The sequence below is a fragment of the Williamsia sp. genome (assembly GCF_036566845.1).
GTDB lineage: Bacteria > Actinomycetota > Actinomycetes > Mycobacteriales > Mycobacteriaceae > Williamsia.
In genome coordinates this window covers 56,028-76,634 of record NZ_DATCVM010000115.1, presented here as the reverse complement: position 1 = coordinate 76,634, position 20,607 = coordinate 56,028, and the positions used below count along the sequence as shown (strand labels likewise).

The 20,607-nt window shown below is 65.2% G+C and carries 18 protein-coding genes; 8 read left to right on the top strand and 10 right to left on the bottom strand.

Annotated elements, in window-relative coordinates; all coding sequences use genetic code 11:
- Positions 1–10: 10 nt before the first annotated feature.
- On the bottom strand, positions 11–1,234 hold the full coding sequence (locus VIQ49_RS10850; RefSeq protein ID WP_331884330.1) for a serine/threonine-protein kinase: 1,224 nt from the start codon (positions 1,232–1,234) through the stop codon (positions 11–13).
- A 217-nt stretch (positions 1,235–1,451) separates the two neighbouring features.
- On the opposite strand from VIQ49_RS10850, the gene VIQ49_RS10845 reads away from it, so the two are divergent.
- Both VIQ49_RS10845 and VIQ49_RS10840 read left to right on the top strand, forming a co-directional pair.
- Complete coding sequence (locus VIQ49_RS10845; RefSeq protein WP_331884327.1) at positions 1,452–2,312, top strand: hypothetical protein; 861 nt, start codon at positions 1,452–1,454, stop codon at positions 2,310–2,312.
- The gene (locus VIQ49_RS10840; protein WP_331884324.1) at positions 2,313–3,893 is read left to right on the top strand and encodes a DNA polymerase Y family protein; all 1,581 of its coding nucleotides are present in this window, start codon (positions 2,313–2,315) and stop codon (positions 3,891–3,893) included.
- A 74-nt stretch (positions 3,894–3,967) separates the two neighbouring features.
- Here the strand turns inward: VIQ49_RS10840 and VIQ49_RS10835 are convergent, their stop codons facing one another.
- The 7 genes from VIQ49_RS10835 to VIQ49_RS10805 all read right to left on the bottom strand — a co-directional run bounded on the left by VIQ49_RS10835 (position 3,968) and on the right by VIQ49_RS10805 (position 12,652).
- Positions 3,968–4,972, bottom strand: a complete 1,005-nt coding sequence (locus VIQ49_RS10835; protein WP_414731621.1) for an ABC transporter substrate-binding protein — start codon at positions 4,970–4,972, stop codon at positions 3,968–3,970.
- Between the two features lie 39 nt (positions 4,973–5,011).
- Positions 5,012–5,878 (bottom strand): ABC transporter ATP-binding protein, encoded by an 867-nt coding sequence (locus VIQ49_RS10830; protein ID WP_331884318.1) that lies wholly within the window; start codon positions 5,876–5,878, stop codon positions 5,012–5,014.
- Positions 5,875–6,963 carry a FecCD family ABC transporter permease gene (locus VIQ49_RS10825; protein ID WP_331884315.1) on the bottom strand — a complete coding sequence of 363 codons (1,089 nt, stop codon included), beginning with the start codon at positions 6,961–6,963 and terminating at the stop codon, positions 5,875–5,877. Before VIQ49_RS10825 ends, VIQ49_RS10830 begins: the two co-directional genes overlap by 4 nt.
- Positions 6,960–8,045 carry a FecCD family ABC transporter permease gene (locus VIQ49_RS10820; RefSeq protein WP_331884312.1) on the bottom strand — a complete coding sequence of 362 codons (1,086 nt, stop codon included), beginning with the start codon at positions 8,043–8,045 and terminating at the stop codon, positions 6,960–6,962. Before VIQ49_RS10820 ends, VIQ49_RS10825 begins: the two co-directional genes overlap by 4 nt.
- A gap of 118 nt (positions 8,046–8,163) precedes the next feature.
- A complete protein-coding gene (locus VIQ49_RS10815; RefSeq protein ID WP_331884309.1) occupies positions 8,164–9,435 on the bottom strand; it encodes a serpin family protein in 1,272 nt (423 codons plus the stop codon).
- Positions 9,432–10,547 carry an alanine racemase gene (locus VIQ49_RS10810; protein WP_414731620.1) on the bottom strand — a complete coding sequence of 372 codons (1,116 nt, stop codon included), beginning with the start codon at positions 10,545–10,547 and terminating at the stop codon, positions 9,432–9,434. The genes VIQ49_RS10815 and VIQ49_RS10810 overlap by 4 nt, the downstream gene beginning before the upstream one ends.
- Entirely contained in the window at positions 10,541–12,652 is a 2,112-nt protein-coding gene (locus VIQ49_RS10805) for an SDR family oxidoreductase (protein ID WP_331884307.1), read from the bottom strand. The genes VIQ49_RS10810 and VIQ49_RS10805 overlap by 7 nt, the downstream gene beginning before the upstream one ends.
- A 124-nt stretch (positions 12,653–12,776) precedes the next feature.
- On the opposite strand from VIQ49_RS10805, the gene VIQ49_RS10800 reads away from it, so the two are divergent.
- From VIQ49_RS10800 to VIQ49_RS10785, 4 genes are all read left to right on the top strand, one after another.
- On the top strand, positions 12,777–16,064 hold the full coding sequence (locus tag VIQ49_RS10800) for an error-prone DNA polymerase (protein ID WP_331884304.1): 3,288 nt from the start codon (positions 12,777–12,779) through the stop codon (positions 16,062–16,064).
- Positions 16,065–16,111: 47 nt separating this feature from the next.
- Positions 16,112–16,339 carry a DUF167 domain-containing protein gene (locus VIQ49_RS10795; RefSeq protein WP_331884302.1) on the top strand — a complete coding sequence of 76 codons (228 nt, stop codon included), beginning with the start codon at positions 16,112–16,114 and terminating at the stop codon, positions 16,337–16,339.
- A 186-nt stretch (positions 16,340–16,525) separates the two neighbouring features.
- Positions 16,526–17,809: a reverse transcriptase family protein gene (locus VIQ49_RS10790; RefSeq protein WP_331884300.1), complete on the top strand. Its 1,284-nt coding sequence runs from the start codon at positions 16,526–16,528 to the stop codon at positions 17,807–17,809.
- Positions 17,810–17,866: 57 nt separating this feature from the next.
- Positions 17,867–18,286: a hypothetical protein gene (locus VIQ49_RS10785; RefSeq protein WP_331884297.1), complete on the top strand. Its 420-nt coding sequence runs from the start codon at positions 17,867–17,869 to the stop codon at positions 18,284–18,286.
- Positions 18,287–18,289: 3 nt separating this feature from the next.
- Here the strand turns inward: VIQ49_RS10785 and VIQ49_RS10780 are convergent, their stop codons facing one another.
- A complete protein-coding gene (locus VIQ49_RS10780) occupies positions 18,290–18,754 on the bottom strand; it encodes a tRNA (cytidine(34)-2'-O)-methyltransferase (RefSeq protein ID WP_331884295.1) in 465 nt (154 codons plus the stop codon).
- A gap of 140 nt (positions 18,755–18,894) precedes the next feature.
- Positions 18,895–19,500: a TetR/AcrR family transcriptional regulator gene (locus VIQ49_RS10775; protein ID WP_331884293.1), complete on the bottom strand. Its 606-nt coding sequence runs from the start codon at positions 19,498–19,500 to the stop codon at positions 18,895–18,897.
- 77 nt (positions 19,501–19,577) lie between these two features.
- Here VIQ49_RS10775 and VIQ49_RS10770 point away from each other — a divergent pair, with 77 nt between their 5' ends.
- Both VIQ49_RS10770 and VIQ49_RS10765 read left to right on the top strand, forming a co-directional pair.
- Complete coding sequence (locus VIQ49_RS10770; protein WP_331884291.1) at positions 19,578–19,985, top strand: RidA family protein; 408 nt, start codon at positions 19,578–19,580, stop codon at positions 19,983–19,985.
- Between the two features lie 21 nt (positions 19,986–20,006).
- Positions 20,007–20,603 carry a pentapeptide repeat-containing protein gene (locus VIQ49_RS10765; RefSeq protein WP_331884289.1) on the top strand — a complete coding sequence of 199 codons (597 nt, stop codon included), beginning with the start codon at positions 20,007–20,009 and terminating at the stop codon, positions 20,601–20,603.
- Positions 20,604–20,607 lie beyond the last annotated feature (4 nt).

Below are 20,607 nucleotides of genomic sequence, written 5' to 3'. Positions count from 1 at the left end.
GGGTGATGTGTCAGCGAACCAGGGCGATGATGGTGATCGCGATGGCGGCCAGCATCACGAACACCAGGAACACCGCGGCGGCCAGACCGAGATGCCGCTGCGGCGACTGCTGGTTCGGGGGTTGCGCAGCAGCCCAGGATGCCGGGTAGGACGGTCCGGAGACCTCGGTGGCCTGCCATGGATCCCGGCCGGCCGGCCGGGAGGTGGGGGACGGGTTCGGCCACGCCGGGTTGCGCGCCTGCGGATCGGGGCCGGGCACACCGGTGACAGCGGGGAGCCCGGATTCGGTGGCCGTCGGTATCCGACGGGTGGTGGTGCGATGCGGGGTTCCGGAAGGTCTGCGGTCGAGTGGTGTGGTCAGGATCAGCGCGGTGTTGCTGTTGTCACCGGCGGCCACCTGGGCCAGACGGTCCCGGACCTGGGCCATGGTCGGGCGGCGGGCCGGGCTGGGTTCGAGCATCGCCAGAAGCGCGCCTTCGAGCGGGCCGGATCGTTTGGGCGGGATGATCTCGCCGCGGGCGACTCTGTGCAGCACGACAAGTGAGTTCTCGTCGACGCCGAAGGGCGGCTGACCTTCGACCGAGGTGTAAAGGGTGGATCCCAGGGAGTAGACGTCGGAGGCCTCGCTCGGATCCTCACCGCGCGCCACCTCGGGGGCGAAGTACGCCGGGGTCCCGGTGATCACTCCGGTCTGTGTCAGCTGGACATCGTCTTTGGATCGGGAGATGCCGAAGTCGGTGAGTTTCACCAGGCCGGCGTTGCGGCCCTCGGCGATCAGGATGTTGCCGGGCTTGATGTCGCGGTGCAGGATGCCGGCGGTGTGGGCTTCGACCATGGCGTCGGCGATCTGGGCACCGATCTGTGCCACCTGATCGACGGGCAGGGTGCCGGACTGGTGCAAGATCTCGGCCACGCTGCGCGAGGGCAGGTACTCCATGACAAGCCAGGGCTCACCGGAGTCGAGTGCCACATCGTGCATGGCGATGGCGTTGCGGTGGCTGAGCCGGGCGGCGATCCGGCCCTCCCGCATCGCGCGCTGCCGCATCTCGGCCGCCGAATCGTCGGTCATCCCGGCGACGGAGAGCACCTGTTTGATCGCGACCTCGCGGTCGAGGAGGGTGTCGTGCGCCAGCCAGACCGCGCCCATGCCGCCGCCGCCGATCTTCGAACGCAGGCGGTATCGCCCGGCCACCAGGTAGTCGGGGCCGGGAACGCGGTACGAAGGGGCGCTCACGGGTCTGACCTTAGTGGACGCTGTGGCGGGTGTGGATGGTGTGCCACCCGGCCCGGCATTTCGGGGCCGACGCGCCGTGTGTGTTTGACGCTTGTCGGAGGGCTGACCTACGCTCGGAGATATCGAAAACATGTTCGAGTTTCGGTTCGAGTTCTGACGGTGGCCCACCTTCCCTGTGCCACTTCTTCGCCTCGGCGGGGAGTGATGTGGAGGTGTGATGCACGCTTTGGAGACGGCGCCGGAAGCGGTACCGAGTAAGGCGCAGAAGCTGGAGATGTTGCGGCAGACCCTGGCTGCTGCCACCACTCGGTCACGCCCCGAATCCGTTGTGCCGCAGCGTCAGATGTCTGCTGTGCGGAACGACGATGAAAAGTACTCGGAGCGGGATCGGCTGCCGGTTCCACCGGCTTTCGAGCGGGTGCTGCCACCCTGCGGTCTGGCTCGGGGCACGGTGCTGGCGCTGGAAGGAGCGCGATCGCCGTTGCTGTCACTGATCGCCCAGGTGAGCGCTGATGGAGGTCACGTGGCCGTGATCGGCCAACCGCAGTTGGGGCTGTTGGCGGCGGTGGAGATGGGCGCGGATCTGTCCCGGATCGCGGTGATCCCCGACCCGGGGCCGGACCCGGTGGAGATCGCGGCCGTATTGCTCGACGGGCTCGATCTGGTGGTGGTCGGGCTCGGTGGGTTCAGTGTGCCGCCCTCCCGTAGCCGGGTGGTGATGGCCCGGGCCCGCAGCAAGGGGGCGGTCCTGGTGGTCACCGACGGGCAGTGGTCGGGGGCGCATGTGAAAGTGCAGTCCCGGGTGTGCGACTACCGGCATCAACCATCGGGGGCCGGGCAGTCCGGTCGCAGACGCGGGCATGGACGGCTCGGTGGGGTGTCCCTGATGGTGCGCTCGCGTGGCCGTGGGTTTGCCGGGGCCACCACCCGGCTGGACGTGATACATCGCGACAACCGGGTTCAGCTGGTGGATTCGGTGGCTGACATCGCACCGATCCCGGATATCCCGGAGAACCGTCCGAACATTGTTGATGGACAGGATGTTTCATCATCCGAGATGCTCAAGGTGGCGCTGTAGATGAGTGGGCGGGTGTTCGGTGTGTGGTGCCCGGACTGGCCGGCGGTGGCGGCGGCGGCGGAGGTCGACATCTCGCCGGAGCGGCCGGTGGCGGTGTTGCAGGCGGGGCGGGTCATAGCCTGCTCGGCCGCGGCCCGCGGCGCCGGGGTGCGCAGGGAGATGCGCAAGCGCGATGCGCAGGCCCGGTGTCCGCAGTTGGTTGTCGCCGACGCGGACCTCGGCCGGGATGCTCGCTTGTTCGAACCTGTGGTGGCTGCTGTTGCCGAGTTGATCCCCGTGGTGGAGGTGCTGCGGCCGGGGTTGCTGGTGTTGCCGGCCCGTGGGGTGGCCCGATACTTCGGGAGTGAGGAGATCGCGGCCGAGAAGCTGACTGATGTGGTGTCCGCCTGTGGTGTCGAGTCGCAGGTCGGGGTGGCCGACGAACTGTTCACCGCGATCATCGCCGCCCGCCGCGGGCTGGTGATTCCTCCCGGGCAGGGTGCCGGATTCCTTGCGCCCCTGCGTATCTCGGAGCTGGCGGTGGAGCCGAGTATGTGCGCCGATGATCGGGTTGCCCTTGTTGATCTGTTGTGGCGGATGGGTTTACGGACCATCGGTGACTTTGCGGCGTTGTCGGCGACCGATGTGGCCACCAGGTTTGCGGCCGATGCGATCTTTGCCCACCGCACGGCGAGGGCCCTGCCGCAACGTCCGGCCTCCGGGCAGGCGCCGCCGCCTGACCTGGTGGTGGAGCACCAGTGCGACCCGCCGATCGACCGGGTGGATGCGGCCGCCTTTGTCGGACGCCGGCTGTCTGCCCAGCTGCATGATCTGCTGGCGGCGGCGTCGGTGGCCTGCACCAGGCTGACCGTGCAGGCGGTCACCGAGAGCGGTCGCGAGTACTCGCGTACCTGGCGATGCGCGGAGCCGCTGACGCCGGATGCCACGGCCGACCGGATCCGCTGGCAGGTGGAGGGGTGGCTCACCGGTCGAAGTGCCACTGACCGCCCGGATGGGCCGGTGGTTCTGATCCGGCTGGACCCGGTGGAGGTGATCGGTTCGGGTGCGATGCAGCTCGGATTCACCGGTGGTGGACTGACCGGCGGTGACGGTGAGGTGGCCGAGCGGGTGCGCCGGGCTCTGGTTCGTGTGCAGGGTCTGCTCGGTGGTGAGCGGGTCAAGGTTCCGGTGCGCAGCGGTGGTCGGGGGCCGGCTCAGCAGATAACGCTGGTGCCGCTGGGTGATGAGTTGGTGGCGGCATCGGATCCGTCGGCGCCGTGGCCGGGCAGATTGCCCGGTCCATCTCCGGCGATCCTGCCGATGGCCCCGGTGCGGGTGCTCGATGTCGAAGACCACCCCGTCGAGGTCACGGCGCGGGGCAGCTTCAGTGCGGAGCCGACCAGTCTGTGCTGGGGCAAGCGCACCTGGGCGCTGAGCTGGTGGGCCGGGCCGTGGGCTGTCGACGAACACTGGTGGTCCGCTGCCGACGGTGGTGCACATGCCGGCTCATATTCGAGAGCTCAAGTGCTGCTGGAGGATTCGAGAGCTCTGCTCTTGCTCTACCAGCAAGGGAAGTGGGTGGTGGAAGGAGTCTATGAGTAGCCGAAAGTGGTGGGTTCTGGCGAGCAAACCCGCAGGTCACCTTCACCAGAACCCACCAAACCACCAGCCTTGGGTCAGCCCGGGACCTTCGCCACGGATTGCTGCAGCATCGGAACCACCTGGTCTACGGCGATCGCGATGGACTGCGGGGTGCCGGCGGCCAACGCGACGTTGATCTCACTCTTCTCGTCGAGCATGATGGCCCGGCCGTCTTGGACGACGCTGAGCGAATTGATCAGCGCATCCGAGGTCAGGTCGCTCATCGGCTTGGAGATCGTGGTGAAAATGGCCACCTGCGCGTTCAGCGCCGCCACCTGCTCTGCCGACACGGCCGCGAAGAACCCGCTGGGCTGCAATGCCAGCAACGGGGGATAGGCGACAAAACCCATCTCGGCGAACACGTCGAACCGGGCATCTCCGGCGACATAGGCGCCGTAGGCGTCCGCGAACTTCGCCGCGTAGACGAAGGTCTTGTCCTTGAAGGCGGGGTTTGCGGTCGCTGCGGCTTCGATCTTTCCCGATGTATCGGCCACTGCCTGTTCGGCTTCGGAGGTCTTGCCGATCGCCTCGCCGATGATCTGGGTCTGGGTCCGCCAGTCGACGGCGAAGTCAGGGGCTCCCGCCGGCGCAGTCGCAACCGGTGCGATCTGTGAGAGTCGATCGAATACCCTCTGGTCCGATGCCGCGCGGACGTTGAGGATCAGGTCGGGCTCGAGGAGTTCGATCTGTTCGTAGTTGTAGGTGGTGCCACTGTTCGCGATGACAGTGGGGGACGAATCGTCGAACAGATCAGTCGCCCAGGACCCGACACCCTTGTTGGCTTCTCCGAAACCCTGCCAGTCATAGATGGCAATCGGTTTGACGCCCAAGGACAGCGCTATCTCTCCATCCGACCAGCCCAATGCCACGACTTTGAGTTCGTCGCCCGACTTGCGGACAACGGTGTCGGGACCGCTCGCGACCGACCCGACCACCTCCCCGTCGGATGAAGACGAATCAGATGACGAACACGCCGCCATCGCCGTGGTCAGCGCCACCGCAACGGTGAGCGCCCCCAGAACACGCCGCACAGATCTCATGTTTCCCTTGCCCTTCCATCGGACCGGTGGATACCGGTATCAGCCCAGATCATCGAGTTCGGCCCTGAAATTGGCCGTATCGCCTTGCACTTCAGCTATCTGCACCGCTCCGTTCGCCAGTGGGATGACCATCGGGGTCTGGGTTTCGGGATCATTGATCACCCGCGACCGGACCCCGAACACGGCCTCGATGGTCTCCTCTGTGACCACCTCGGCCGGTGGACCTTCAGCGACCACCACGCCGCTGCGCATCGCGATGAGGTGGGTCGCGTAACGCGCTGCCTGGTTGAGGTCATGGAGGACCGCGACGAGAGTCGAACCCTCCTTGTTCAGCCGAGCGCACAACTCGAGGATCTCGAGTTGATGGGCCAGATCGAGGTAGGTCGTCGGCTCGTCGAGGAGCAGGATGGGCGTTTCCTGGGCCAGGGCCATGGCGATCCACACGCGTTGTCGCTGACCACCGGACAAGGCTTCGACCGGTCGCGTGGACAGGTCCATCAAGCGGGTGGCGGCCAATGCATTGCGAACAGCGTTCTCGTCGTCGTCCGTCCACTGCTTGAACATCTTCTGATACGGAAAGCGGCCGCGAGAGACCAGATCCACCACGTTGATGCCTTCGGGGGCAAGGGACTGCTGCGGCAGGAGCCCGACCTGCCGGGCGAACTCCTTGCCGTTGAACGAATTGACGTTCTTGCCGTCGAGGAGCACCGTGCCGCCGACGGGCTTGAGCAGCCGTGACAGTGCCCGGAGCAACGTCGACTTGCCGCAGGCATTGGGGCCGACGATCACGGTGAACGAACCGTCCGGGATCGTGACGTCGAGGCCGGCGATGATGAGCCGCTTGTCGTAACCGACATCGAGAGACTCACCGGACAGGCGTCCGGTGTAGGTCGGTGATTCGGTCACGTGGATGCCTTTCGGGACTGGACGATGAGGAGACCGAGCAGGTACACGCCACCGAGTGCGGTGGTCACCACACCGACCGGGAGTTGTATCGGTGCGAGCAGGGTCCGGGCGATCGCATCGCTGATCACCAGCAGGGTGGCCCCCACCGCTGCTCCGGTGACCAGTGGAATGCCCGGGCTGCGGGTGATCCGCATGGCAACCTGTGGCGCGATGAGCGCGATGAACGCGATCGGCCCGGCCACCGCGGTCACGACCGCGACCAGACCGACACCGATGATCAGCAGGTACAACTGGACGCGTTCGGTGTGGACTCCCTTGCTGCGGGCCGAATCCTGACCGAGCTCGAACATCCGCATACTCGGTGTGAAGAAAGTCAGGGCCGGGATGAGGATCACCAATACGACAACGACGGGGATGACGTCCTGGAATCGCAGTTGTTCGAAGATCCCCTGCCCCCAGGCCGCCGCGGCTGCGGCGTTCTCGACTCGGGCGCGGACCAGCAGGACGCCGTTGAAGGCGGTGAGCATCGCGCTGACACCGATGCCGATGACGATGAGCCGATATCCCTGCACCCCGCCGCGGAATGCCAGTACATAGATGACAACACCGGTGAGGAGGCCGCCGATCAGCGACCCGAAGGTCGCCCCGTTGTAGCCCAGACCGAACACCAGCAGCGCCATCAGCGCACCGGTGTTGGCGCCCGCGGTGAATCCGATGATGTCGGGGCTGCCCAGCGGGTTTCTCGTCACCGTCTGAAAGATGGCCCCGCTCAAGGCAAGTGCGGCGCCGCCGAAGATGGCGACCAGTACTCGCGGTAGCCGGCCTTCGACGACGATCCTGGTGACCGCCGGTGTCTCGGTTCCGGCGAACGCCCCGAACACCCGATCCAGTGGCAGGTTCGCGCCTTCGACGGATCCGACGGTCAGCGACCACAGCGACACTCCGACGGTCACGACCGCCAGCGCGGCGGTGATCACCACCGTCCGCAGATCCACCTTGATGCTCAGTCTGCCGGAGAACGATCGAAGGAATTTGGTTCTGGTGGGCCAGATTGCGGGTTCGGGCCGCGCTGTCGAGGTGCTCATAGTTCGTTGAACTTGCTGTTGCGGGCCAGGTAGATGAGGACCGGCGCGCCGATGAACGCGACCACCATCCCGACCGGTACCTCGGTCGGGGCGATCACCCTGCCGATCACGTCCGAGCCGAGAAAGAGTACGGGGGCGAACAGCATGCTGGCCGGGATGATCCACTTCTGGTCGGGACCGACAACCGTGCGGACGGCGTGCGGAACCATCAGTCCCAGGAACGTGATCGGACCGACCGCTGCGGTGCCGGCGCCACAGAGCAGTGTCATGGACAGGAATCCGGCTCCACGCACGGAGGTCACCGGGACGCCGAGTGCCCGGGCCCGATCATCGCCGAGCGCGATGGCATTCAGGTAGGCCGTCAGCAGGAGCGCGATCACGAGACCGACGAGGATGTAGGGCCATATCGTTTCGAGAATCGACTGGGTCTGATCCTTCTGCAGCGAACCGACCTGCCAGCCACGGATGTTGTCGAAGGCCTTGGGGTCGACCATGGTCATCCCGAAGGCGACGCCGGTGAAGACACAACTCACCGCAACGCCGGTCAGGACGAGTTTGGCAGGGCTCGCCCCGCCGCGCCCCCGGGAACCGACGAAGTAGACCAGGATCGAGGCTGCGAACGCGCCGAGCATGGCGAACAGCACATTCCCCGACGTCGATGTGGCGCCGAAGACTGCGAACCCCAGCACCATCACGAAGTACGCACCTGCGTTGACGCCCAGGACGCCGGGGTCGGCCAGCGGGTTTCTGGTCAGGGCCTGGATGAGTGCGCCGGCGACGCCGAGCGCGGCACCGACGATGACGCCGAGCAAGGTGCGGGGGATTCGGTTGGACAAGATGATCTCGGCATTGGTGCTGCCGTCTCGGCCGTGCCAGATCGCGTGCCACACATCCGAGAACGGGATGTCGCCGCTGCCGACGAACACGCTGAGCAACATCACCACCACGAGCAACCCGGCCATGACCAGAAGGGCGAGAACGCGTTTGCCGTTCTGGACCAACGCCGAGTGTGGCTTTTCGGTGATCGGAGGTGCCAACGTCTGCACCATGTCGGCAACCTCGTTCTTCCACGCGGTGTTCACGATTTATGCCGGTTGACCACCCGAAGTTTGGGTAGCCTATCGACGTTTGGGTAGCCTAGCATTCGTAAAAATGGAATGTGACAAGACGAAACGAGCCGCCCCCGACGTTCTTCGGCAGCTACCGGTTGTCGGGGCGGGCCACAACTCCGAGGAACAACGGCAGTCCGGTTGCCGTGTCCACGATCTGAAAAACGAACGGCCGATCGGCGACGAACGTCTCCACCGGTTCGGGCGGTAGCGCGGTCACACCGACATCGGCCTGCGTGGCCGAGGCGGCAATCGTGCCTTTCTCGCCGACCGTGATCGAACTGTTCTGTGCCACAGCGGTGACCACCAACTGATCGCTGATCGCGGTGAGATCGGCGGCGTCTGTGAACAGATCGTGAACACCACGGCTTTCGAGCGTCGACTTGAGATCGACCTCCCCGGCGATGTCCCAGCGGGGCAGGCTCACATCGACCGACGACGCGGCGCCGGCTCGCAGTGCGGCGTCGGCATCGGCCAGTGCCGTCCCGCTCAGCAGAGCGTTCGGGTCGGATCCGTTGTCGGGCAGCAATATTTGCATTGCCAGGCTCTGTGAGTACGGGAGTTGCACCGCAGTCCAGCCGGGGCCGCGCCGCAGTGGCACATCCAATGTCTTGTGCATCGTGCTGACCTTCGACACCGAACCATCCGTGGTGGTGAACTCCGACGGGGCGGTGGACGCGGGTGAGAACGGCTGCTGCCAGGCGGCGGCGAGGAAGACAGTGGAGAGCAGACTGATCACGGTGTCCGTGCTGTACTCGGTGGGTGTCTGCGAGATCTCTCCGCCGGTGTTGACCGAAATCCATTCGTTGAGTGCAGATTCGGTCTGCGGCACAGAGAAGTCGACGGGATAGAGGCCGGTACCGAAGCTGCGTCCGAGCACGGCGAGGTACTCGTCGCCGACCACGAGGGAATCGTCGATGAAGATCCCCGATGCCTGGTGGAAGACGGGAGGCGACGGTGGGTTCTTGCGGTCCACACCACCGGGATCGCCCGAGACCCGGTCGAGCTGACCGATCAGAGCCGCCACGGCCTCGGTATCGGAGACACCGAGGACGGAATCGAGTTCGGCCGCGGTGTTGCCCCCAGCGCCGGCCCGCAACATCTGCAGCGTGACCATCGCGCCCCAGGGGGACACCACCTGGTTGGCGGCCGGCTCGGCACCGCGGATCATGTCGACACCCAGATCGCTGGTGTACCTGACCAACTCGGTGGCCGCGTCGCGGACCTCGTCGATGCCGATCTCCTCGAACTCGACATCGGGGGCGGTGGTCAATTCCACTGTCACAGCGGCTGGTTCGTCCGATGCGCAGGCGGCCGTGCCCAGCATCAGGATGGCCAGTGCAGTGGCTCCGAGCTTGTTCATGTGTTGGCTCCGCGGGCATCGACGGGCCAGTGCGTGACCACGTCATCCGCACCGACCACCACGAGGGTATCGGCGAGGTTGACCGCGGTGCAGACGTGATTGGGGGCGATCCGGACCCGTTCCCCCACCGCGGGGTGACGCGATCCGCCCGGGAAATCGATGGTCGCGTGGTGTTCGGAGAGAGCGGTGATGCGCGCCTCGGGTTCGTCGGGGAGACGGCCGCCGCCGCTGATCCAGGCCGGCTGGTCTGCTCCGAGTATCTTGCTCCCGACGTCGACCACGGCTCTTGCGTCGCTGCTGTGCACCACGGTGCCGACTGCCGTCAATGCCACGTCGGCCATGGTAGCGACCCCGAGTTCCACTTGCTGGGCGTCATTGAACACGTAGACACCCGGCCGGATCTCGGTGAGGACCGTGGAGTCGGTGGCCCCTGCCGACGGTGTGGAACCGCCACTGCAGATCACCGGGGTGATCTGGCGGCTGCGCAGGGATTCGCCGGCGACGAAAAGAGCGCGCGATTCCTGCCCGGCGGCGTCGCCCGGGCCGCCGCCCGGGCGGTAGCTGTGCCCGGGAAAGGTGAACGCACCGAGCACCTGAAGGCCGGCTCCGACGGCAGCGGCTCCCACTTCGCCCGCCAGTTCCGGGACGACGCCGGTGCGGTGATGCCCCGAATCGACCTCGACCAGCACCGAGGACCCGGGGAGCAGCGAGGCGAGTTGCTGCGCCCCGGCCACCGAATCGACCGCGAGCAGCACACGTGCCCGCGCCATCACTGCACGTAGTCGCGCCGCCTTGTTCTCGGTCAGCCACAGGGGGTAGGCGATGAACAGATCCGAGAATCCTTGGGCGGCAAAGGTTTCCGATTCTGCAATGGTGGCGACAGTCAGTCCCGTTGCACCGCTGTCCAATTGGCGCTGTCCGAGGATGAGGGACTTGTGGGTTTTTGCATGCGGTCGCAGCCGGAGTCCGGACGCCGCCGCGAACGCGGACATCCGGGCGATGTTCGCGTCGAGGACTTGCTCGTCGACCGCCAGGAACGGGGTGTCGAGGGCCGAGGTGGCAGTCAGGATCCGGTTGTCCGGTCCGGGCTGCCGGGTGCTGTGCTCTACCACGAGATACCGGGTATCAGATTGAGCGTCTTGCGGGTGAGACGTCGTGCGCCGCTGTCGACCAACGCCGCTCGTGCCGGCCGGGCCAGCGTGTGTGCCCGGTCGCGGACGGTGTGTGCCCGGGCGACGACCGGATCCTGTTCCCCGGCGATGGTGGTCTCTCCAGGCGTGGTGGCCGAATCGGGGAACAGCAAATAGCCCTGATGGTGGATCCGTGCTGTCAGTTTCGGGGTGAGGAACTGTCCCAGTTGCGCGAGCGTGCCCAGTGGGGTGTCGATGCGGCGTGGGCGTTCGATGATCCCGCGCACCACGATCGCGGCGGCGGTACGCGGGCTGAGGACCTTCGCTTGGTCGTAGGCCTTGGTGGGCGCGATCATCCGGGTTCGGGTCAGCGGCATGTGGATGTTGGTGAAGGTGATGTGGTCGGAGATGGTCTCGGTGGCGGTGACATCGCTGAACGCCTCCAACGCCGCCTTCGACGCGATGTAGGCCGCGAATCGAGGCCCGCGTGCCTGCACGCCGATGCTCGACACATTCACGATGTGACCGGTCTTGCGTTCCTTCATGTGAGGCAACAATGCCAGAGTCAGGTTCACCGCTCCGAAGTAGTTCACCGCCATCGTCCGCTCGTAGTCGTGGGCGCGGTCGGTGGCGTCGATGGTCGCCCGGCGGATGGATCGGCCGGCGTTGTTGACCAGGACGTCGACGAATTGATGCTCCTCGATGATGGTCTGGACGGTCAGGTGTACCGATTCTCGGTCGGTGATGTCGCACGGATACGGGTGCGCGTGACCGGCGGGAAGCCCGGGTTCGGGTTTATCGGCGCCGATTTCGGTTGCGGCCGTGGCCAGTTCGTCGGCGCTGCGCGCAAGGAGGAACACCGTCGCACCCTTGCGGACACACATGCGGGCCGCTTCTTTTCCGATCCCGGTGGATCCGCCGGTGATGAGGATGTGGCGGCCGACCAACGGGCCTCGGGGGTCGGGTCGGCGATGGCGCGCGGGATCGAGGTTGCTGTTCCAGTATCGCCAGAGCCGTGGGCCGTAGTCGATGAGATCGGGGAGGACGATGCCGTATCCGTTCAGGATCCCGAATGTCTTGTCGGCCTTGAACGTTGTCGGGAGCGACAGGGTGTCGAGGATGGCCGGGGGGATGCCCTGCTGGAGTGCCACGAGGTCGCGGCCGGTGCGCAGCACACCGCGCCGGCCACGGTTGATGACCCACGAGGCGATGCGGGCCGGGATCAGATCGTGGCCCTGTGGCCCGGCAAAGGCCGGTGCGATGGCGTTGTAGAGGTCGGTGATGGTCTGCGGCTCCGGGTTGACCAGGTGGAAGACCTCGCCACCGACATCGTGTGCGAGTTCGTCGCCGGGGCCGGTCACGTCGTGGCGCATCAGGGTGACCAGCGCGTCGGCGACAAAATCGACCGGCACGATGTTCGTCAGGCCCAGGTCGGGCATCGGAATCGTCCAGCGTGCCGGCAGACGGCCGAGTTCTCCCAGGTATCCGAAGAAGTAGTAGGGGCCGTCGACCTTGTCCATCTCGCCGGTGGTCGAGTCGCCGACCACGATCGCCGGGCGATAGACGCGCCAGCGCAGATCGCCGGCCTCTCGGACCAGTTTCTCCGATTCGAATTTGGTGCGGTGGTAGGGCGACGGGAATTCCTGTCCGAGATCGAAGTCGGCTTCGGTGAAGTCGCCGACGTGATCGCCGGCCACCGCGATCGACGACACGTGATGCAACATCGCCTGATGCCGGCGGGCGAAGTCGATCACCCGGGCGGTCCCGTCGACGTTGACGGCCTGTTGGGCGTCGGCGTCGGCGGTCATGTCGTAGATGGCACCGAGATGCAGGACGTGGCCCACCCCGGTGAAGTCGTGGGCGGGGTCGATTCCGAGGTCCTCGGCGCTCAGATCGCCCTCGACCAACTGCAGCCGATGCCTGCCTGGCCAGTCGGCGATCGAGGTGGTCAGGCGTTCGTACGAGCCCGGTCGCGTCAGTGCGTAGACGGTTGTCTGCGGATCCTCTGCTTCGAGTATCTCGAGCAGGCGGGGCAGTACACGTCGCCCGATGAAGCCGGTGCCACCGGTGATGAAGTAGTCGGACATGACGTCTCCTCCCAGAAATGTGGAGGCGTGCCAAAGGCGTGGTCCCCACCCGTTGACCCGACGTATATGTAGTTGAGGGTAACAGGTAACTTGCTCATCGAATGTATGTTCGATACCCTGCACTATGGGCTGGCACAATGGCCCTCCGACCTGGTCGGAGATGGAGCGCGTACTGTCTGGTCGACCATCGAACGGTGGTCGGTCCGGTGAGACATTTGCCGGTGACGGCAGCGATAGTCCGGCCTGGTCCCGCAAACGCGAACCGTATGAGGCCGGGACGCTGCGCCGGGGTGTTTCTGACACTCGATACGCCGAATTGCACGCCCATTCCTCATACAGCTTTCTCGACGGTGCCAGCAGCCCGGAGGAGATGGCCGAAGAGGCGTACCGGCTGGGGCTCGAGGCGCTGGCGATCACCGATCACAACGGCTTCTACGGGGTGGTTCGGTTTGCCGAGGCTGCACTGGAATGGGAACTGCCCACCATCTTCGGATCCGAATTGTCGTTGCAACACGACTCGTCCCGGACCGGCGTCGCCGACCCGGATGGTTCTCATCTGCTGGTGCTGGCGCGAGGGCAGGAAGGGTACCGGCGACTGTCGCGACAGCTCGCAGACGGTCACATGGCGGCCGGGGAGAAGGGCCTGCTGCGTTTCGACATCGACACGTTGGCACAAGCGGCGCAGGGGCATTGGCTGATCCTGACCGGTTGCCGGAAAGGCGATGTGCGGCGCGCTCTGGACACGGGCGGTCCGTCGGCTGCCGAGAACGCGCTGCGTGATCTGCTGGAGAAGTTCGGCCGCGACAACGTGGTGATGGAGCTGACCGCCGCGGGTGTTGCCGAGGACGACGAGCGCAATGCGATGTTGGCGCAGATCGCCAACCGCAACCGGGTCCAGACGGTGGCGACAACGGGTGCGCACTTCTCGGCACCGCATCGTCGGCGGCTGGCGATGGCCATGGCCGCGGTGCGGGCACGACGCAGTCTTGACGAGATGGACGGCTGGCTCGGTCCACTCGGCGGCGCGCACCTGCGCAGCGGGGATGAGATGGCCCGGTTGCTCGCCGCACACCCCGAATCCATCGACAACGCCGTCATGCTGGCCAAGGATCTGGCATTCGGGCTGCATCTGATCGCGCCGCAGCTGCCGCCCTTCGACGTGCCGCAGGGGCATACCGAGAGTTCGTGGCTGCGTGTGCTCACGGCCCGGGGGGCACTGGAGCGGTATGGCACCCCGAAGAGTCATCCCAAGGCGTACCAGCAGATCGAACATGAGCTGAATGTGATCGATTCACTGGGATTTCCGGGATACTTCCTGGTGGTACACGACATTGTCTCGTTCTGTCGTACCAATGACATCCTGTGCCAGGGCCGGGGCAGTGCCGCCAACTCCGCGGTGTGTTACGCCCTCGGGATCACCGCCGTCGATGCGGTGAGCAACGGGTTGCTGTTCGAGCGATTCCTGTCCCCGGCCCGGGATGGCCCACCGGACATCGATGTCGACATCGAATCGGATCGGCGTGAGGAGGCCATCCAGTACGTCTACCGGCGCTATGGGCGCCAGAATGCGGCGCAGGTCGCCAACGTGATCACCTATCGCGGTAAGTCGTCGGTGCGCGACATGGCCCGCGCCCTGGGATATTCGGTGGGTCAGCAAGATGCCTGGAGCAAACAGGTGCACAGGTATGACTCCGCCAAATCCGCCGAGACGGATATCCCCGACGACGTGCTCGATCTGGCCGGGCAGATCAACGGCATGCCACGGCATCTGGGCATCCATTCCGGTGGCATGGTCATCTGTGACCGGCCGATCGCCGATGTGTGCCCCACCGAATGGGCGCGGATGCCAGGTCGCAGTGTGCTGCAGTGGGACAAAGACGATTGCGCCGCAATCGGACTGGTGAAGTTCGACCTGCTGGGTCTGGGTATGTTGTCGGCCATCCACTACGCCATCGACTTCCTGGCTCAGCATCGGGACATCCACGTAGACCTGTCAAAGATCGACCTCACCGAAAAGGCGGTGTACGACATGCTCTGCCGTGCCGACACCGTCGGAGTGTTCCAGGTCGAGTCGCGGGCGCAGATGGCAACCCTGCCACGTCTCAAACCCCGCAAGTTCTACGACCTGGTGGTCGAGGTGGCACTCATCCGGCCGGGCCCGATCCAGGGTGGCTCGGTGCATCCCTACATCCGTCGTCGCAACAAGCTGGAACCGCCGACCTGCGAACATCCGTCGATGGAGGCGGCGCTCGAACGGACTCTCGGGGTACCGCTGTTCCAGGAGCAGCTCATGCAACTGGCGACCGACGTCGCCGGTTTCAGTGCCGCCGAGGCGGATCAGTTGCGTCGGGCGATGGGATCCAAACGGTCGCCGGAGAAGATGGATCGACTGCGTGGCCGGTTCTATCAGGGCATGGAAGATCTGCACGGCATCACCGGGGAGATGGCCGATCGTATCTTCGAGAAGATGGCCGCATTTGCCAATTTCGGTTTTCCCGAGAGTCATTCGCAGAGTTTCGCCTCGCTGGTCTTCTATTCGTCGTGGCTCAAGCTGCATCATCCCGCGGCCTTTTGCGCTGCATTGCTCAAAGCCCAGCCGATGGGTTTCTACTCGCCGCAGTCACTGGTTGCCGATGCCCGCCGGCATGGTGTCTCGGTGCACGGCCCGGACATCAATGTCTCTGCGCCCCATGCGGATCTGGAGAACGGTGGACTCGACGTCCGGATCGGGCTGGGGTCGGTGCGCAACATCGGCATCGACCTGGCCGAGACGATCGTGGCCGAGCGGGATTCCGGGGGACCGTTCAAGGGTGCGGCGGATTTGTCCCGTCGTTGTGAGGTGAGCACCAGGCAGCTGGAGTCGCTGGCCACCGCCGGGGCGCTGGAGTGTTTTGGCACCAGTCGTCGTCAGGCGCTGTGGGATGCCGGAGCGGCCGCCCAGGAGAAGTCGGACCGGCTGGCTCTGCACGAGGTCAACGGATCACCTGCGTTGCCCGGTATGAGTGATGTGGAGATGGCCGCCTCGGATGTGTGGGCCACCGGCGTCAGTCCAGGTAGCTATCCGACCGAATTCATCCGGCCTCAGCTGAAAGAGTTGGGTGTGGTCGCGGCGGCTGATCTGTTGTCGGTGCCCGACGGTTCCCGGGTGCTGGTCGGGGGAGCGGTGACCCACCGGCAGCGCCCGGCCACTGCGTCAGGTGTCACCTTTGTGAACCTCGAAGACGAGACCGGCATGGTCAACGTGGTCTGCTCGGTGGGCTTGTGGGCCAAATACCGCAAACTCGCGCAGTCGTCGCCGGCGTTGTTGATCCGGGGCCGGGTCCAGAATGCCGAGGGTGCGGTCACCGTGGTGGCAGAACGGATGCAGCGCATGGACTTACGCGTCGCCACCCGGTCCCGAGATTGGGCGTGACCGCCCTGACCCCGTCGGTGGTAGGGAACGGGTAATAGCCTGAGGCGGTGAAGCAGGTGGTGGTCACGGTGAAGCCGAACAGCCGCAAAGGGCCGTTGATCGAGACGGATGATGCCGGCGCGCTCACCGTGTTCGTCCGGGAACCGGCCACCGAGGGCAAAGCGAACATCGCCGTGGCGGCATTGCTGGCCAAGCATTTCGGGGTCGCGAAAAGCCGGGTGACCTTGATCTCCGGCGCCACCTCACGAACCAAACGATTCCGGATCGACGAGTAGTCGCTAGCATGTGGCCATGCGCGGTGGGCGGGGGGAGAGTGGGTTCGCAGAACCCGTCTCAGGGGTAACCCCTGGGTACATTGCACAGTTGGGATCAGCATCCGACGCCGGCCGGCACGCTTCGCGTGACTTCACGGCGCCGCCGACACAAGTCGATGGTCACCCCGCCGCCGCGCATCCGGCCCGTTGACCGACGACGACCACTACACTCTGGGCGGACTGGGTCCCGCAATCAGGTTGTCGGCCAGTTCTCTTGACCTGTTCATCACTCGTCTCGAGGTGGATCCACGATGGTCCGTGGTGGCGCTGAGTGAGATGCTGGCGTCGGAGGTCGAACGCGCGGATGTCCCGGACCTGCTGGGGCTGCTGCTTGATCGCTTTCCGGATCGCCCCTCGGACCCGCAGACCGTGCGAGAGTTTCTGACTCCTTTGGTCACAGAGGTCCGCTCGCAGGTCTTCACCGAAGCATCCCCGGCGGAGATGCGCTTCGGACTCCCTGAGTTCCGCGATTACACAGCGGTGGCCCATTGGCTGAATCTGACGGTGGGCGAGCTGGAATGGATGGCCGATCGCGGCCACTGGTTGCGATCGAAGAACCCGACACTGCAGCACTACCGATACATCACCATTCCCAAACGTGACGGGGTCCGGTTGATCGAGGCCCCCAAACCGCATCTGCGGGAGATTCAGCGGCGCATTCTCCGGAAGATCCTCGATCACATTCCACCGCATCAGGCAGCGCGGGGTTTTGCGCCGGGCACCTCCACCACCAGCTTCGCCTGGCCGCATACCGACCGGCCGGTGGTCCTGCGTCTCGACCTGAAGAACTGCTTCTCGTCCGTATCGGCGGCTCGCGTCCGGGCCGTGTTCTCCGCGGTCGGCTACACCAGCGCGGCCAGGGTGCTTGCCGAACTCTGCACCACCGCCACACCGGCACACGAACTGGCCCGGGTGGACCACAGTCATGCCTCTCTGCTGCGCGGACGCCACCTACCGCAGGGGGCGCCGACGTCTCCGGCACTCGCCAACCTTGCCATGCGTGCCATGGACCGCCGGATCTGGGGGTACGCGCAGAAGAACAACTTGCGGTACACCAGATACGGCGACGACCTGGCGATCTCCGGTGACCGGATGGACCCGGATGCCGTCCTGTGGGTGTTGTTGCGCATCATCGCCGCTGAGGGTTTTGTGGTGCACCCGGAGAAGACGAAGATCATGCGTGCTCATCAGCGTCAGCGACTCGCCGGGCTCGTGGTCAACGACCGACCACGCGTCGCGCGCCGAGACCACGACAACCTGCGGGCGTTGCTACACAACGCCATCCGAACCGGTGCGGCGGCGCAGAACCACGCGGGTCACCTCCACTTTCGCGAGCACGTCTACGGAAAGATCGCCTGGATCGGTGCCACCAGCCCGCGCCGGCGTGCACAGTTGCTCGCAATGGCCGAACAGGTTGACTGGGGCCGATGAAGGTCGGCGTCGGCTACCCGGGATACCCGGCGGCCGGAAAGGGCCTAGCCTCGGTATATGACCACGAGAAGCACGTATTCGAGCAATCTCGACAAGCAAGCGTCGGGCGACGACCAGGCGAACGCAAAGCGGGTCATCGACACCCACATCAAGGACCTCTGGGAACTGGAGGACGGCTGGAAAGGCGAGGGTTCGCTGGCGCCGACGGCCCCGGCCAAGGCGTTCTTCGAGTCGTACTGGGACGGCCTGAGCAGCTCCTACTGGACCGAGTCCACACCATCGGCCACGTCGGCCGGTGGTTTGAGCATGCAATGGGAACGCGACAAGCGCGGTTACACCGCGGACATCCTGCCCGGCGGTGAGCTGCAGCTGACGGTCACCGAGACCAACCCGGCCGACAACGCCGAACTCCTGATCGCCGAACCGACACCCATCATGCTGCGCAAGTTCGTCATGCGGGGCCTGCCGATCGACTGAATCTCAGACCGCACCGGGGAATCCGTGTTGCCGCCATGCCTCGTAGATCACGATGCTGGCCGCGTTGGCCAGGTTGAGGGAGCGGCGACCGGGCAACATCGGGATGCGGACGGTTTCGGTGATGTGCGGATCGGACAGGACCGCGTCCGACAGTCCGGTGGGTTCCGGACCGAACAGCAGCACATCGCCCGATTCGTACTTGATGTCGGTGTAGAACGTGTCGGCATGGGCGGTGAAGGCGTACACCCGCTTGGGGGCCAGTGCGCTCCATGCCTCCAGGAGATCGGCGTGGACACTCACCGTCGCCATATCGTGGTAATCGAGTCCGGCGCGTTTGACTTTCGGTTCCGAGAGGTCGAATCCGAGTGGTTCGACGAGGTGGAGTTCACACCCGGTGTTGGCAGCCAATCTGATCGCGTTGCCGGTGTTGGGCGGGATACATGGTTCGTGAAATAGCATTCTGAACACTCGTCAAGCTTGCCCCACCGGCACTTGCCTCCCACCGATGGGTGTCGCAAACGAGCCACCTGTACAAAGACGAGCCACAAATACGTGGCTCATCTTTGTACAGGTGGCTCGTTTGCGGGTGGGGGTGGGGTCGGTGGTGTTCACGGTTTCCAGCCGGCGACGACCGACCGCCGGCATCGGTCGGCCTCGTCGCCGGCTGCGGTGAACAGGGCGGTCAGCATCGGGACCGCGTTGGCCAGGGCGGCGGTCGGCAGCGGTCCGGTGGCCACCAGGGAGGCGAGGCCGTGGCCGATCATCCAGCTCTGTGTCGCGACCTCGAGTGGGTCGATGTCGGCGTTGAATCGGCCGGCGGTCCGGCACCGCTGCGCCGCGACCACCAGTCGATGCAGCGACGCATCGGCGGCCGGGGCGTCTTCGAGATCAACGCTTGCATCGAACATGACGCGGTACAGGTCGGGATTCTCCAGCGCGTTGGACAGATATGCCGCACCCAGCGCAGCGAGGTCCTGCACTGGATCTGCGGATGGTTCGACGTCGGCAAGTTTCTGGGAAAGCCGGGTAAAACCCTCCTGGCGCAAGGCCTTCCACAGCCCCTCCATGCCGTCGAAGTACGTGTAGACCGCCATCGTGGAGACCGGTGTCCCCGACACCAGTGCCCGCAAGGTCACCGGTTCTCGTGCCCGCAACATCTGTGCTGCGCGCTCGATGAGCATCGATCGGATCTCAGGATTCTTGACGCGAACCATGGATCCACAATACATAGCAGTGTTATGGTTTGGGTGGGCAACGCGCCTGCGGGGTCATAAATTCACGAGGAGTAGTCATGGCAATCGAGCTGATCAATCCCGACGGGCTTCCGAAACCTGATGTCTACCGACAGATGTCGGTCGCAACGGGATCGCGCCTGGTGTTCATCGCCGGGCAGGTCGCCCGCGACGCCGATGGGAATCAGGTGGGCAATGGCGACTTCGCGGCGCAGGTGGAGCAGGCGCTGCTCAACATCGGTACGGCGATGGCAGCGGTCGGCGGGTCCTTCGACGACGTCGCAAAGCTGACGATCTACGTGGTGGATTGGTCGCCCGACAAGTACCCGCTGCTCGGTGAGGGCGTTGGCCGGGCGGCCGCGAAGTTGGGCGTCGACCCGACGAAACCGATCACGCTCTTGAGCGTCGCCGGTCTGGGCGAACCGGATCTGATGGTGGAGATCGAGGCGACCGCGGTTCTTGACTGAGTCGCCGTGTAGACATGGGGGATGACTGACGTAGCCGAGGGGCAGCAATTCGACTATGCCGACTTCTCCGGGGAGACCTGGGAGGACAGAGAGTTCGTCAGCTGCAGTTTTGTCGAAGCCGATCTGAGTGAATTATCGACTCGCGCAGTGATTTTCACCGACTGCGACTTCACCGGTGTCAACCTCTCGTTCTCGAAACACTCCTCCAGTGCGTTCCGGAACTGCCACTTCGAACGCGCGCATCTGAACAAGATCGAGATCGCCGACTGCAGCCTGCTGGGATCTGTCATCACCAACTCGAGGGTCCGGCCGATGAAGATCGTCGACAGCGATCTGTCCCTCACCTCGATCGGGGGACTGGACCTCTCGGGTGTGATTTTGAGGGGATGCCGGCTGCGCGAGGCAAACCTGGCGGACTCCGACCTCACCGGCGCCGACCTCACCGGCTCCGACCTGACCGGGGTCCGCGCAATCGGGACAAAGCTCGGTCAGGCGAATCTGCGAGGTGCGAGAATCGATCCGATGCTCTGGTTGCAGGCCAAGGTCACCGATTCGCTCGTCGACCACGGCCAGGCGATGGAATTCGCGGCGGCGCACGGACTCAACATCGGAGGCTGAACGG